Raw genomic sequence first — 14,848 nt, 5'->3', positions numbered from 1 at the left:
TGATATTATGTTAGAATAAAAGAATCATGTATATTTTCACACATTTTACTGGAGGCATCATTATGTACTTAGTCACTGCATATTTTGATGAAAAAACAAATAAACGCATTCAAAAATATATCAATCTCGCCGCTTCTAAAAGCGGAAATACCTTTATGCTTGATGCAAACGTCCCGCCGCATCTGACTCTTTCCGCCTTTGAGACCCGCCGGGTTTCTGAGATTATACCGGCACTGGAAAAAACTGCCGCTCATCTTGACTCTGGTTCCCTTACCTGGTGTTCTGTTGGCGCATTTCTTCCCTATGTCCTTCACATCGCACCTGTTTTGAATGGATATCTCCAGAATCTTTCCACAAAAATCTATGAGACGCTGGTCACTTTGGACGATGTAAAAATTAGCCCTCTTTATCGCCCGACGCAGTGGTTTCCCCATACGACGCTCGGGAAAAAACTAACAAAAGAGGAGATGCTTGCCGCTTTTAGTACCTTACAGGAACATTTTGCTGCTTTTGACGGACAGATAACTCATATCGGACTTTCCAAGCCAAATCCCCATGTTGACTTAGTCCGGTTGAAGCTGCCATATATTTAATGTGCTTCTATCAGACATTTCTCTGGCAGCTTACAAATCCTTATACCATCTTGAAATTATGAATAAACATAACATCTAATGCCCTTTTTTACCAATAAAAGAACAACTGATTGCCACAAACACGCCCATCAAAATCCATGGGAACGCCGCTTCTATAAAATCACTGATCACCTTTCTGACCCTCCTCGTTTATAAACACCTCTTCTATCTTGTATTCCAACATCATAGTAGAACAGTAAAAGTTACGTTTGTACAAATTCAGTGGCTAATGAAGCAAAGAGTTCCGATATTTCCAGTAATGGTATCCAATCCATCCGAATAATGTAAGATATGCTACAAGCAACCCAATAAATACACATGTCAAAACATGATTGATCGGGCTATCAATTCGACTCTGGATATATATATTTGGAAGAATGACCAGGAAAAACATGATAAGTAAAGGAAGCATACGTCCTTTAATCACTCTTTTCATCATATCGAGCCTGGAAGCATCATCACAAAAAATTTCTTCTTCCCCATTCATCTCCAAGGCAGATTTTTTGAAATAACTGTAACCTACAAAATCCTGCAAATATTCCCAGCCACAATCCCGGAACATCTGGACATATTCTTCCTTATGCGCCAGTCCTTCCTGATTATAGTCCAATTGATAAATCACATCTTCTGGTTCACATTTTTCAAAATGATACATTCCTGGGAAAGTGACTCTGACAAATTTCCATCCGCTCTTATGCCGCTGGCGCAGATACTCCTCCTCCTTCTTCCATTCGGGAACCGTAAAAAATCTAAATTCTGTTTTTGTATCTTTCATCTCACCGCACCTCCACCATAGTATGATACAAACGCTCAATCCGCTTCATTTCCAAGTCCAATACCTGATTTCCCAGCACCGTTATACGGTAGATCTTCCTCTTCTCCTCTTCTCTTACAAACTGGATCAGGCCATCCTTTTCCATTTTAGACAGGCTTCCGTACATCGTGCCCGGGCTGATGCGAATCTCTCCTTTTGTCAGTTCATCTACTTTTTGTACAATTCCATAACCATGAGACTCCTCCCGCAGGCACAATAGAATGTAAAATCCTGTCTCTGTCATCGGTACATACACTTTTTTTATATGCGCATCCATACCATCACCTCAACATCTCAGTGCGATATATCGCACTGCAATACTATGATTCTACTATAGCACTGCGATATATGTATGTCAAGACATTTTGCCCTTTTGTGACCGCTTTCTACTTTACACATTCTCTGGCTTTTCATCCTTCCATCACTCTTAAAATAACCCTGTAAATAATCCTCGTAGATATTAGTCTGAATAAAAATATATGGAATATATCACCACAATACTCTATAATTAGGATAAAGAAGGAAAATGTGAGGAACGCATCATCATGACCAAAATACCCGAAAAATTCTTTGATTTATTTTGCAGCATAGGGATACAAAAATCATATTGCAAGGATGAGATCATCTATTTTCAGAATGACTCTGCCGATTTTCTTTATCTGGTTCTATCCGGAAGAGTTCGCGTCTACACTCTCGCTTCCTCTGGGAAGGAAACAACACTTGAAATTATTGAAAAGGGACGCATTTTTGGTGAGTCGTCTTTTTTGAGCGAACATATTCGACCAACTACCGTAGCTGCCGTCAATCAGGTCCTCCTTGTCTCTTGCTCTATTCAGGATTTAATCCCTGTACTCAGCAACTCTACGGAACTGATGACTCTTATCTTTCAACATCTGAGCGAAACCTGTAACCACTTGTCCCGCCAGATTCACAGACTGACGAACTATGATCGTTATCAGAAAATTTCCAGTTTCCTGCTGGAAGAGACTTTGATTCCCAATCAAGATAAGGGCATTGAACAGAATATGCTTCCCTATACACATGAAGAAATTGCCGAAACTCTAGGAATGAACCGAGTGACTGTCTCCAAAGTTCTATCACATTTTGCCAAACAGAACCTCATTCAAAGCAAATATGGAAAAATCGTAATTCTTGACCGGGAGAGTTTAAAAAAAATCGAACAACAATCCATAGAATGTAGCATATGATACAGTTTTCTCTCTGTTCAATTTGTATAATTTGCAGAGAGGTGAACACGATGAATATAAAAAATAGATTTCTTTCCTATTTTACTATTATAATAGGCGGAGGCCTTACAGCCGCTGCTTTTGGACTCTTTATCCTTCCGCAGAACTTTGTTGCGGGCGGCGTTACCGGTCTTTCCGTAATACTGTCCCCTATTTTTAGACTGCCGGTTTCCTGGATTGTCCTCGCAATAAACCTCCTGCTCTTTATCCTTGGCTGGCTATTTGCAGGAAAAGAGTTTATCTTCAAAACATTAATCATGACATTCCTTTTTCCAATTCTATTGGACATTTTCAACACGCTCTCCTGGTTTGACGAATTAACCGCAGACCCTCTGATGAGCAGCTTGATTGCCGGTTGTATGCTCGGCTTGGGCTCCGGCCTGATTCTCCGCGCCAATGGTTCCAGTGGTGGTTTTGATACTCTGGGCGTTGTGCTCAACAAGAAATTCCAGATTCCGATCTCCGCGGTAATGTATGTCTGCGATTTTACGATTATCCTGTGCCAGGCGATCACAAAGCCTCTGCTTTCTACTATGTATGGTATTGTTGTCATTCTTTGTTGCAGCATCGTAACAAATAAGATTATTACTCATGGTGAGTCAAAGGTACAGCTTTTGGTATTCTCAAAAAATCGGGAAGCGATTCGGGAAAAGCTGCTTTACACTTTTGATACAGGTGTTACATTACTTGATGCTGAAACCGGCTTCCAAAAGAAAGAAGCTAAAATTATTCTGACGATTCTTCCTTATAATAAAGTTAATTCTATAAAGAAAATGATCTACGATGTGGATCCTTATGCATTTACGGTAATCAACCAAGTAAATTATGTAGGAGGACGTGGGTATAGTATTCGGCGCTAACGGATTTCTTTATCCATTTTATGAACAATTTGCTGTGTCAATGGCAATTCACAACCGTTTTTTTCTAAATACCAGGGCACTTGCCAGACATAATAAACACATACCTGCTGCCATCGGCACCCAGGTCCACACTGTATAACCTCCACCTGTCATTGGCATCTCCAGTGATACATCATTCGAAATCTCATAGGTCAAATCATAGACATAATAAATATCACCCGCCTGATCGTATATGCACTGGTCTTTATCAATCTTATGCTCTGTAACCTCCTTTTCCGTCATCTGCATAGGAATTTCCACTGTGATTGCATCTTTTAGAAGCATATGTCCATCTACAGTCTTTGTTTCCGTAATCGTATAAACATCAGGATACAAATGTTCAAATACTGCCTCACCCTCCTGATTAGTCGCCGCTTCTGCCACAACTTTCCCTTTACTGTTCGTGATTTCAAAAGTTACCCCTTTTAGTGGCGAAGTGCCATTTACATCGTACTTCCGAATCCGGACACTGCCTTCCATTGGTTTATCACTGGCAGTATACACATTGCCACCATTAAGCCGGAGCCAGCCAGCCTCCTTCCTGACCTGTGAAACATAAACCTCACTATCCGAAGCGATTCTATTCCCCTTGGCATCCGTCAGATATCCTTTCAGAGTGTAGCCCGCTGCAGGTTTTGTCTCCTGGATGGCAATCGTTCCATATGGGAGAACAGGAGTCTGATTGACATAGTACAGTTCATCACTTACTTCTTTCATAAGATGAGCATCATTTAACTCTGCTTTGTAATACCCCGAAGCATCTTTTCGAATACCAACCACCCAGGTACGCGTTGCGGAATCCGGAAGCGTTTCTTTTGTATAATAACCATCAAAATACCGGATTGTAAACTCGGTTCCCTCCAAAGACGGGCAGGTAGATGTACACTCCCCCTCTACGATTTTTGTTATATTAATACCGCCTGAGGCATACTCAGGAACATCTTTTACCTGAACCATGACCGGTGTCGCTTTCGTTGCTCCGGCCGTGATTTTCACAGTATAGATCTTATCATCAGCCTGATACCCCTGTGGCACTTCTGTTTCTTTTATATAATAAGTACCAAGCGGCAATTCGATTGCTTCCGTATTGCCATTTTGATCTGTTTTAACTTCGCCGACCTTACCGCTAAGTATGCCTTCCTGATTCTTATTATAAATCGTATATACGGCTCCCGCCAAGGAATAGCATGAATTGCCCGATGTAATATCACCAAGAGCAGAGTCTTTATGCAGCTTCAAATAGCCTTTCTGCGGCTCATGATTTGTTTTAAATAAATAGACATAGGAATTAGCCGTTTTGGCTACAATCTCTGAAATCCGATTTCCTTTGTGATCGGAGTGCCAAAACCGATTCTGAGAGGAATTGTCTCCCCAAAAGAAACCTATATGGCAATCACCTCCTTCGCTCCAGTCCTTTGGTTCAAAGTAGATCACATCTCCCTTTTCCAACCTACCACTTTTAAGCGCCTCTGAAATCGTATTGAAACGATAGGATTTTATACTCTGACTATGTGCATAGTCATTCCAATTACTTGCATTCAGATAATGTCCAGGAAGTCTTTTAGGAATTTTATTTAGATCTGCTCCGCAGGCTTTTAAGACATGTGCGACAAATCCTGTGCAGTTCATGCTTCCTTTTGCTCCCGGCACCATACAATTATTTACCGTAAGCCCTGTGCCCAAATGAGAATATGGAGTTCCCAAATAAGTAGATTGATGTGATTCCAGATACGTCAGCACATCTTTCGTACACCCCAAAGATTTATCCAACTTCACTGTACTGTTCGTATTAGGGTCATACGCCACCAGAGGACGGATTCCATCCAATAGAATATCCACATAAGGTAGTTCCTCAACAGGCAAACCTAACGAATATTGCTCTGAAACAGGTTCAAGGTGATAACGCTCTGTTCGTACATTATAGTATTCGTAGTTCCACTTAATATCAACCCGAACAATTTTTCCATTATTCAGTTTTACCTCAGTTGAAGCAGGCAGCATGGCCAGTGCCTCTTCTATCGTTACTGTGCCCGCCTCAAATTCCATCAGATTTTCCTTATCAATACCCAGAATCTCTACTATTTTATATGATTCTTCTGTTTCCATCTGTTTCTCCGAATTCTCGCATTCTTCCTCCTTATCCCCTTCTTCGACTTTATTCTCACCTTGCTCCATGCCTTCGTTCTTTTCCGCTATTCTTGTCCTATCCTCGTAGACGTTTCTTTCTGTACCATCCTGAGCCATATGGCTGCTGATATTTTGTTCCACCGCAAACACACGATTCGCTCCTCCAGAAAGTAAAACCGACTCTAACGCAACAAACACCAACACCAGATATGCAAATTGCTTTACCCTGCGTTTCATACTTTTTCTTCTCCTTTCTGCCTGCATTTAGACCGAATACAACTTTTTATTTGTATCATATAACACCTCTGCCATTTAACGTTGACCCTTTCTGAAATATCGAACCCATTTCATGACCAGCAGGCAAATCACAAAACAGCTTCCGCTTAGTCTTAATGCCAGCTTATATTCGGCCAGCCACCTCGATTCCCTTTTCTTCTCCTGCAAAATCTCGGATTTCTCTACACCTTCCTTAGCTTCCGTCCTGCTTCCCCGAACCAACAAACGGTGTGTATTCACGCCATACGGTGTACAGGTAACCAAGGTACAGTAGTCCTTTCCACTCTCTACTCTGAGATTGCTTAATTCACCCGGCAACACTACGTTGATCTGATCAACTTCATATGCCAACCTTTCTCCCCATACATTCAGAAAGAAAATATCCCCTTTCACAAGTTCTGTCAAATCACTAAACAACTTCGCATGACTCAAACCTGTATGCCCTGTCAACACAGTATGTGTACCCTCCCCGCCAATCGGAAGAGACGTTCCCTGCAAATGACCTGCTCCGTTTTCGAGCACACGCTCCGATGTCCCATGATAGATAGGCAGGGAGACAGCAATCGACGGGATCTCAAGGAATCCCATAACCCCGTCCTCTGTCATACTAAGAAGAGATGCGTATTCCCCGGCTTCCTCATGGAGCTGATCCTCTATAAAAGGATCCTTTAACTGTATATGCCCACCGGCTATCATATGATTATAGTTTCTGGCAGCTTTCATTTCAGACTGTCTTTCAGAGTCGTCTGCTTCCTGAGTAATCCGATTTACTGTACTTACAATGGAATCCGCCCGATTTTCAAATAGATAGTTAGAAAGATATGGATAAATTAAAAGAATAATTGCAATTTCAAAAAGCAGGAATATCAGTAGTTTTCTAACAATACCCCCTCTTCTCATATCGTCATTACGCTTCTTTCTTCGGCTTCTTTGTCACAAGACCAATTCCGATAAAGGCTGCGATACATCCTGACAAAGTGAAAACAATAGTCCCATATCCACCGGTATTAGGTAATGTAAAGGAAGGCGTATTCAGGACCGTCATATCAACACACGCATTGGTCGACGAGGTATTCTTTACAGATTCCGTGCTCATATTCGTCACCTTTCCATCTACTGTTGCATGGGCCCGGTTTCCATTTATTTCTATCATCTTCTTATGTGGATTATTTGAGATATCCAGAATATCATAAAGTGTTGTCTGTGAAGGTGTGAACTCATCTTCTGTACATACAATATTGATTGTCATAGGTTCTTTCAGCAATGAATATCCGTCTGAAGTATGTATTTCTGTCAAAATGTAGGTATCCGCTTCCAGCCCATTAATAAACAATGTCCCGTCCACGGCAGGAGTAAACACTGTTCCCTCCTTTTCAGATGCCCCTTTCCCGGCGTCTGCCACATAGTATCTGCCAGCTTCACCTTTCTTCGCTTTAATATAGTGCCCGTCCGTCTTATTCTGTAACACAAACTGCACCTTCGATGCATCCCCCGGCTTCTCCCTATCACTGAATTCCTTTTTCAAGTGAATGCCAAATGCATATACTCTGGCCCGGTCTTCCAAAGTATCCACAAAATCCATGCTTGTACGTTTCCAGGTCAGTTTTACATCATTCGTGTTACCGGTATCGCCCAAAATCAGACTCGCATCTGAATTGACTGTCGCACTGTAAGACACGACAATCCAATGCTGTGAAAGGCTGGGATCAATTTCTTTTAGCCCTCCTTTTGTCGGGCTTACCGTCATCTGATTATATTCCGAATTACTGCCTTCATAAACCTCTGTAAACTGCGTCGCACCATGTTTCCATGTCTTGACCGCCTTTGCAGTATTGTTCGCTCTTGCATCTACTTCATTGTCATAGAAATAGATGACCGCATCTCTATTGTAAGTAAGTCCCTTGTCCATCTTATCCACAAAAGTATACTGCGTTAGATATGTTGCTTCCGATGTGATCTTCGGCAGATGGCTGACAAAAATGTAATCTACTTTATCCCCTTCAGATGCTGTCGCTATATCCCGATATTCCGGCTTTTGATACAGAACCGCATCATCATTTTGTCTGACCAGTTTATCCAGATTCGGAATATCCGTCTGATTTTTCGGGTATACATCTACATCATAGAACCAGTATTCACCCTTATCATTTGTCATTGGCAGAGATACAAAAAACGGATCTACCGTAGTATGCACATTGGCCGGTACCTTCGTTTCCACTAGCAAATAAAGTCCCAAGGGCAGGCCCGTTGTTCTTGTCATTCCATCTTCACCTGTCAGAGGCATTGCCATTCTGCCGGACGCGCTTGCTATATACTTCTCCAATGCATTTTTCCCCGCCGTCGAATGAGACAGTGTATCCTTCAATGCCTTGTTTAATTCATCGGCTGTATACTTATGATTTCCGCGGGCATCTCGCATCTCTAACACATTCTCCAATGCTGAAGGAATATCATACAGAAGATTCACATGACCATCACTGCTCTCCGTATGAATGTTCCCAACTTTTACGTAGGTAAATTCTACTCCTTCAATTACATACCGTTGCAGAGCATTTTCAGCCGCTGTATTCTTTTCTCCATTCGCTGTAAACTGCGTAACATCGACTCCATCATTCGTTGCTGCCGTCAAATCATATTTATGAATAGTCAGCGTTGCCGTCCTGCTGGTATCAATAATATCTTCCGGTGCTGCCATAACACTGGCTGCAGGCATTACTGCACAGGCTGCTACAAGAGCCAATGCACTTAACTTTTTCAAAATTGCATTCATAAATCATTCTCCTTCTTTCTTTTTTTGCATGTTTATACATAAAGCTGTTAACGTTCTCTTTCCTGCCTCCTATTGCTTTTGCTCCTGACTAACATCAGGATTACAACTGTAATCAATCCAATAATCGGCATCCCGATCCTAATACAGGATTCCCAGTAAATCAGACCATTAGAAGCCTTCCATTCGCGTTCGTCCGATAAGATATCGAAACTTTTGTTCCCTTTTTCAATTTCTTTAGCCGCACTCTTGGTATCCTCCGCTTCCATACGCTCACAGAATACCAGATAGCGATAGGGGCTATTACCCAAAGTGTAGGGATGGCAGGTAATCAGTGTTACCATATCTTTTCCTTCCCGAATCATGATAGAATCACTGTCCCAAGGGTCTACGACTTCCCTATCCGTCACCTTATAGGTCAAAGTTTCCCAGGGATTCGTGATATAAACTTCCGAACCGATTTTGGCATTCTCGATATAAAGGAAACAGGCACTCCCCCTCCATCCCCTGTGACCGGCGATCACACAATTCGTATTCTTTCCCCCAATTGGCATACTAGTCCCGGATAACACTGCCGCGCCCTTCGCAAGATTCGCATCAGAGGCACCTAAAAATAGCGGCAGCCTCACTTCCATATCCGGTATCTCAATATATCCTATTACCGACTCATCACTCTCCAATGATGTGATTCCCACCGGCGCCTGCTCATAACTCCATGCATCTGCAATACTCTGCCCGAAAGCAACTAAATTCTCATTATAACGCTTCATCTCCAGGTATAGTTCTTCCGTCATCCCGGATCCAGGCTTTATCTCTTCTTTTTGTAATTCACCTGACACAGGAAAAGTCGTTTTCCTCCTTTCCTCCCTTTTCCCGGGCTGGTTCCCAGATTGTGAATGCTCATTTTCGAACTTCTCTATCATCTGGTCCACTTTCTGTTGCAACTTCCACTCGCGAAAATCAGGATATAAAAAACAACCCGTTCCGATCAGAATGAAAACGATACCCAATAGAAGTCTTTTCTTCTTCCCCATCTTTTATCCTGCTCCTAAATTCATAATTTGCTTTTCACGATTTATGTAACATCATATCAGCGCGCCTCCTTTCTAATGATATTTCATTATCATCTGCACCAAGTAATTGTTTTCCGTTACTTGTAACGCAGATTATACACGCATGAAATTACAAAGTCAAGATAAAAATCATTATAAATCATTATTTTTTGTTTTCTATTGAAACAAGTCACGAAATATAGTTATAATATAAAAATACCAGTATATTGTATCCTTTACCTTCAAGCAAGTCATTTGGCAAAATGTGAATGATACAATACATCAAAATATCAGTAAATAAGCGAGGAATATTATGGATAAAGAGACAAATTTAGGACAGCGTTTACAGATGTTTCGCGAAAAAGGCAAAATCACACAGCAGGAGATGGCAATAGCCTGCGGTTTAACAAAAAACCATATCTCCGCATTGGAACGTGGCTGCAACAAATGCAGTGCCCAGGCATTGATCAGCTATGCAAAAAAATTGAACGTATCCATCGACGAATTGACGGGACTTCCCAGTGAGAGGAACTCCATTTTACCAGAATTACAACAGTTATTGGCAAAGATGGATGTGGAACAACAAAAGTCTGTTCTATATAGACTTCAAAAAGAAGCCACAAATCAGGTAAACATTCTCCCTGAATTGCAGGACGTATTATTGAGCATGAATCAAGAGGAACAACAGCAGATACTAGGAGTCATACAGATTCTTAAAAAGACTGGGAATAGTGAAAAGCAGACGACCTAATTGTATTTCTTGGTAGTGTAAAATAGTTTGTGTTTTTTGGTAAAAAATGGCTCCTTTTTGGTAAGAATTCAGATATGACAATTCTTATCGAAAAGGAGTATTTTTATGGCAGTAGCAAAGGAACAAATTCGACAGATTATCTCAGAAAATAACATCAACAGCGTTGCAGATGTATATGCACTTCTCAAAGACAGTTTCAAAGACATCCTTCAGGAGCTTATGGAGGCTGAGTTGGATGCAACCCTCGGTTATGAAAAAAATCATAAAGGGGATTTGAGCACCGGCAATAAAAGAAATGGTTATTCTACGAAAAACCTGAAAAGTCAGTATGGTGAATTTCAAATTGATGTCCCGAGAGACCGCAATGGAGAGTTTGAGCCAAAACTGATTCCTAAATATCAACGGGACATTTCCGGGATTGAAGAAAAAGTGATTTCTTTATATGCCCGTGGTATGAGTACACGTGATATTCATGACCAGCTTCAGGATCTTTATGGAATTGAATTATCAGCAGAAATGGTCAGCAAGATTACTGATAAGATCCTCCCACAGGTCAAAGAATGGCAGTCTCGCCCTCTGAATCCGGTTTATCCTTTTGTTTTTATGGACTGCATCCATTACAAGGTCAGGGAAGACGGAAGAATCTTAAGCCGTGCTGCCTATGTGGTCCTTGGGGTTACTGTGGAAGGTTATAAAGATATCCTGAGCATTACAGTAGGTGCCAATGAGACCAGCAAGTTCTGGCTGGGGATGCTGAATGATCTGAAAAATCGTGGGGTAAAAGATGTTCTCTTTTTCTGTGTAGATGGGTTGCCAGGATTTAAAGAAGCAATACAGGCAGTCTATCCTCAGGCAGAGATCCAGAGATGTATCATCCATATGCTGCGTAATTCCTTCAAATATGTAAACTATAATGATTTAAAAAAATTTTCCTCCGATTTCAAAGCAGTATATAATGCCCCAACTGAAGCAGCAGCTTTGTCAGAGCTTGATGCCATTAAAGAAAAATGGGGAAAGAAATATCCCTATGCAATCAGTAACTGGGAAAACAACTGGGAAGATTTGAGTTCCTTTTTCCAGTTTTCAAATGATATCCGACGGATCATGTACACAACGAATATTATAGAGGGATTGAATCGGCAGTATCGGAAAGTCACGAAAACTAAAAGTGTATTCCCGAGCGATACGGCATTGGAAAAGATGTTATATCTTGCCAGTGAAAATGTAGTTAAGAAGTGGACACAGAGATATCGGAACTGGGATCAGGTATTGAATCAGCTGATTGTTTTATATGGAGAAAGGCTTACCGATTATCTGTAAATAGAAAAGGCAGGAATGGCAACGCTCCTGAAGCCCCCATTCCCGCCTCTCCTTTATTCCGTCGGCATTTGTATTATTGCCAAAAAATCCCAATCTTATTCCAGAGGTCGGGTGTGGGCAGAGCCCACAAAAGAGCAATAAGCACAATGCCTTGTTTGCTATGCAAAAAATCAAAAAAGATGTATAAAATCTTGCCAAATGGTTATATTATAAATAGAACAACTAATTCGACAACAGTAAAGGCATGAATTCGACAGCAAAATATTACATATCTAATTCTTATCAGAAAAATTCATTTTTTATAGACACAAGATTTTTTACGCCCTCTATTTCTTAAATCTTTGCAGCAAAACAGCAAGCCGATTCTTTTCGGCTTGCTGTTTTATATATCGTTTCAAATACACATATTGATTTTTCCATTTATAACAGATAGACTTTCTATAATGATATTATCTGGCAGGTTGCTGCATTATGCCATCTGCTGATTCAGAAGCTCAGCAAATATCTCCATGGGCATTGGTTTGTAATAGTAATATCCCTGAACATAGTCACATCCTCTTTCTTTCAAAAACTCTACCTGTTCCAAGGTCTCTGCCCCCTCTGCCACTACTTTGGCATCCATCTGATGTACCATCTTAATGATAGAGTCAATGATACTCTTCGTTTTATCACACTGTTCGATTCTTCTCACAAAGCCAATGTCAATCTTCAGAATATCAAAATCATAGTTCTGCAGAGTGCTGAACGAAGAATACCCACTTCCAAAGTCGTCAAGCGAAAATGCAACGCCATACTCCCGAATCTGTTCCAAAAGCTGACTTTTGTTTTCCGCCACTGCAGCATAGGAGGTTTCTGTAATCTCAAAATATATCCTATGCTTTTGATCTTTTTGGGATTCCGCATAATTGTGAAGCCACGATACCAACTCTTCATCATAAAAATCCATCCAGGACAGATTGACGGAGATTGGCACAACCGGAAGTCCCTGCTCCGCCCTTTGCTGCTGGAATCTTTCTACCTCATGCACTACATACAGATCCAGCTGGGAAATATAACCATTTCCCTCCAATGCCGGAATAAAATGCTGCGGCGAAATAAACCCTTTTTCCGGATGCTTCCAGCGCACAAGTGCTTCCGCTGCCGAGATCTGCCCGCTCACCGGATCCATGACCGGCTGCAGATATATGCAGAATTCTCTGTTTTTCAAGCTGTTATCGAACTGCCCCAAAATCTCAGAGCGGTCAACATATTCCGCATTCATCATATCATCGAAAATGATATACGGTTTGATACTCCGCTCACTTTTTGCAATAGACAGCGCGAGCCTTGCCCGGTCACACATACTTCTTACTGCCATCGTATGTTCCCGGATCAAATATATACCGCATCTTTTCGAGACACGAAATGGTTTTCCTTTGATGCAGAAATCCTTTTCACACCAGGATACCAATTTCTCGAAATCCAGCTTTCCCCATTCCACCAGACACAAATACTGATCTGCCTCCACTCTCGCCACGATCTCAGGCTCCAGGAAAGATTTTTCCAGACTTCTGTACAATGCCCTCAGAAGGTCATTTCCTTCGAGAATTCCAAAAAGCTCATTGATCGCTTTAAAGCCTTTGACATCCAGACACAAAATCGCATATTTGTCTTTCAGCTCCTGCCTTTCCATCAATAACTCTACATTCCTGATGAAGCCCTGCTGATTCAGTCCACCAGTCAGAGCATCCTTCTCGGCGAGTGTCGTCACATCCTCCACCGTGGCAATCACCAATTCAAATTCCTTCGACAGATAACGATAGCGGTAATTCTTGATTCGCTTCTCTCCATCTTCCTCATAATATATTGGGAAAGCATAGTAGTCATTTTCTGCAAGGTTTTTCTTCAAATTCTCTGTAGTTGTCTTCAAAAGATAACCTTCCCGGTCCACAGGCGCGATATATTCTATGCTGACCTTTCGTCTTACCTCCTCATAGGATTCTTCTGAATCAATCAGCTGGGAAATATCTTTTAGCTCCCCTTTATTCAAAGCGATTGTCCCACGCTTTAAATCGATCACACCGATTGTCTGGAAATTCGTCCGGTACAGCATCGGAATCAGATGGCTCCGCAGGTATTCCCGGGTCACATCCATCGTGTAGAGTACTGCCTCTACATCGCCAGAAAAACTATTCTGCTCCATTGCCACCGTAAATTTCAGAGTCCTTCTTGTCTCCTCCTTCAGCATGAAAGTTGCCAGGAAAGTCACGAGTGTCTCTCCTCTCTCAAAAAGACGGATCAGATTCTCCCGGTTAAAGATTTCCTGAAACTCCTGTTTTTCTTTCTCCCCCTGAATAAAGCTACTCAGATAATTCAAATAGTCATCTGTAGTACCATTTGTCCGATTCATGACAAGATTTACATAATCCCCGCAGCCTGCCCCGTACATATTGCCGGTCAGGTTCAGATTTATAACACTCAGTGCGTTTTCCGTCTTTTGCACAGTAAAGTTAAGCTGCTGCAGATAATCGCTATGGATATCTCTCACATACAGAAAAACAACCTGATTGTCATCTCTGTATTCCTTGCCGGCTACCACTTCCATGGATACCCAGCGAAACTCTCCGTCTACTTTTCTCCGGTAATGACAACTTATGAATTTACTTCCGGTCTTGAACCGCTTTCTCAAATGGTTCAGATTACAGAAAGACAGGTAATTGTTCCTGTCTTCCTCACTTACATATCCTGTCCCGGCAAATCTTTCAAGCCATTCTGAGAACCGATCTGCATATCCATTTTCTCCCTCAAGTTCATCTGCCGCTACCAGAACATCCAGATGCGTATCAGTGGTCAGATTAACCTTCAAGATTTTCAAAAAATTATGAGAAATAATATCTGCAATATCCTGTTGCCTGTCATCCTGGAGAGCCTCCGGATTCCAGACACATTCTCTTTTCCCTCTCATGATTTTCCTCTCTTGCCTG

Annotated in this window: 12 protein-coding genes; 5 read left to right on the top strand and 7 right to left on the bottom strand. The window is 41.5% G+C overall.

What is annotated here, in order from left to right:
• Positions 1-62: 62 nt before the first annotated feature.
• Positions 63-593, top strand: a complete 531-nt coding sequence (locus ABXS75_10595) for a 2'-5' RNA ligase family protein (protein ID XCP83531.1) — start codon at positions 63-65, stop codon at positions 591-593.
• 265 nt (positions 594-858) lie between these two features.
• Here the strand turns inward: ABXS75_10595 and ABXS75_10590 are convergent, their stop codons facing one another.
• Positions 859-1,407 carry a DUF2812 domain-containing protein gene (locus ABXS75_10590; protein ID XCP83530.1) on the bottom strand — a complete coding sequence of 183 codons (549 nt, stop codon included), beginning with the start codon at positions 1,405-1,407 and terminating at the stop codon, positions 859-861.
• Between the two features lies 1 nt (position 1,408).
• Positions 1,409-1,723, bottom strand: a complete 315-nt coding sequence (locus ABXS75_10585; GenBank protein XCP83529.1) for a PadR family transcriptional regulator — start codon at positions 1,721-1,723, stop codon at positions 1,409-1,411.
• Positions 1,724-1,991: 268 nt separating this feature from the next.
• Here ABXS75_10585 and ABXS75_10580 point away from each other — a divergent pair, with 268 nt between their 5' ends.
• Together ABXS75_10580 and ABXS75_10575 are read left to right on the top strand one after the other, a co-directional pair.
• Positions 1,992-2,654, top strand: a complete 663-nt coding sequence (locus tag ABXS75_10580) for a Crp/Fnr family transcriptional regulator (GenBank protein XCP83528.1) — start codon at positions 1,992-1,994, stop codon at positions 2,652-2,654.
• On the top strand, positions 2,651-3,553 hold the full coding sequence (locus ABXS75_10575; GenBank protein XCP83527.1) for a YitT family protein: 903 nt from the start codon (positions 2,651-2,653) through the stop codon (positions 3,551-3,553). The genes ABXS75_10580 and ABXS75_10575 overlap by 4 nt, the downstream gene beginning before the upstream one ends.
• A gap of 48 nt (positions 3,554-3,601) precedes the next feature.
• Here the strand turns inward: ABXS75_10575 and ABXS75_10570 are convergent, their stop codons facing one another.
• The 4 genes from ABXS75_10570 to ABXS75_10555 all read right to left on the bottom strand — a co-directional run bounded on the left by ABXS75_10570 (position 3,602) and on the right by ABXS75_10555 (position 9,796).
• Positions 3,602-5,956, bottom strand: a complete 2,355-nt coding sequence (locus ABXS75_10570; protein XCP83526.1) for a prealbumin-like fold domain-containing protein — start codon at positions 5,954-5,956, stop codon at positions 3,602-3,604.
• 75 nt (positions 5,957-6,031) lie between these two features.
• A complete protein-coding gene (locus ABXS75_10565; protein ID XCP83525.1) occupies positions 6,032-6,895 on the bottom strand; it encodes a class C sortase in 864 nt (287 codons plus the stop codon).
• 7 nt (positions 6,896-6,902) lie between these two features.
• Positions 6,903-8,765: a SpaH/EbpB family LPXTG-anchored major pilin gene (locus ABXS75_10560; protein ID XCP83524.1), complete on the bottom strand. Its 1,863-nt coding sequence runs from the start codon at positions 8,763-8,765 to the stop codon at positions 6,903-6,905.
• A gap of 47 nt (positions 8,766-8,812) precedes the next feature.
• Positions 8,813-9,796 (bottom strand): class C sortase, encoded by a 984-nt coding sequence (locus ABXS75_10555; GenBank protein XCP83523.1) that lies wholly within the window; start codon positions 9,794-9,796, stop codon positions 8,813-8,815.
• 331 nt (positions 9,797-10,127) lie between these two features.
• Here ABXS75_10555 and ABXS75_10550 point away from each other — a divergent pair, with 331 nt between their 5' ends.
• Positions 10,128-10,565: a helix-turn-helix transcriptional regulator gene (locus ABXS75_10550; protein XCP83522.1), complete on the top strand. Its 438-nt coding sequence runs from the start codon at positions 10,128-10,130 to the stop codon at positions 10,563-10,565.
• Positions 10,566-10,670: 105 nt separating this feature from the next.
• A complete protein-coding gene (locus ABXS75_10545) occupies positions 10,671-11,885 on the top strand; it encodes an IS256 family transposase (GenBank protein ID XCP83521.1) in 1,215 nt (404 codons plus the stop codon).
• A gap of 469 nt (positions 11,886-12,354) precedes the next feature.
• On the opposite strand, the gene ABXS75_10540 is transcribed toward ABXS75_10545, so the two are convergent.
• Entirely contained in the window at positions 12,355-14,829 is a 2,475-nt protein-coding gene (locus ABXS75_10540; GenBank protein XCP83520.1) for a GGDEF domain-containing phosphodiesterase, read from the bottom strand.
• Between the last annotated feature and the right edge of the window lie 19 nt (positions 14,830-14,848).

Source organism: Roseburia hominis, assembly GCA_040702975.1.
Lineage (GTDB): Bacteria > Bacillota > Clostridia > Lachnospirales > Lachnospiraceae > Allocoprococcus > Allocoprococcus hominis_A.
This window is presented reverse-complemented; position numbering and strand designations above follow the sequence as displayed.

What these genes read in the sequence shown, in the direction of transcription:
- ABXS75_10595 (XCP83531.1), top strand. Translation starts at nt 63, where the DNA reads ATGTACTTAGTCACTGCATATTTTGATGAAAAAACAAATAAACGCATT.
- ABXS75_10590 (XCP83530.1), bottom strand. Translation starts at nt 1,407, where the DNA reads ATGAAAGATACAAAAACAGAATTTAGATTTTTTACGGTTCCCGAATGG.
- ABXS75_10585 (XCP83529.1), bottom strand. Translation starts at nt 1,723, where the DNA reads ATGGATGCGCATATAAAAAAAGTGTATGTACCGATGACAGAGACAGGA.
- ABXS75_10580 (XCP83528.1), top strand. Translation starts at nt 1,992, where the DNA reads ATGACCAAAATACCCGAAAAATTCTTTGATTTATTTTGCAGCATAGGG.
- ABXS75_10575 (XCP83527.1), top strand. Translation starts at nt 2,651, where the DNA reads ATGATACAGTTTTCTCTCTGTTCAATTTGTATAATTTGCAGAGAGGTG.
- ABXS75_10570 (XCP83526.1), bottom strand. Translation starts at nt 5,956, where the DNA reads ATGAAACGCAGGGTAAAGCAATTTGCATATCTGGTGTTGGTGTTTGTT.
- ABXS75_10565 (XCP83525.1), bottom strand. Translation starts at nt 6,895, where the DNA reads ATGAGAAGAGGGGGTATTGTTAGAAAACTACTGATATTCCTGCTTTTT.
- ABXS75_10560 (XCP83524.1), bottom strand. Translation starts at nt 8,765, where the DNA reads ATGAATGCAATTTTGAAAAAGTTAAGTGCATTGGCTCTTGTAGCAGCC.
- ABXS75_10555 (XCP83523.1), bottom strand. Translation starts at nt 9,796, where the DNA reads ATGGGGAAGAAGAAAAGACTTCTATTGGGTATCGTTTTCATTCTGATC.
- ABXS75_10550 (XCP83522.1), top strand. Translation starts at nt 10,128, where the DNA reads ATGGATAAAGAGACAAATTTAGGACAGCGTTTACAGATGTTTCGCGAA.
- ABXS75_10545 (XCP83521.1), top strand. Translation starts at nt 10,671, where the DNA reads ATGGCAGTAGCAAAGGAACAAATTCGACAGATTATCTCAGAAAATAAC.
- ABXS75_10540 (XCP83520.1), bottom strand. Translation starts at nt 14,829, where the DNA reads ATGAGAGGGAAAAGAGAATGTGTCTGGAATCCGGAGGCTCTCCAGGAT.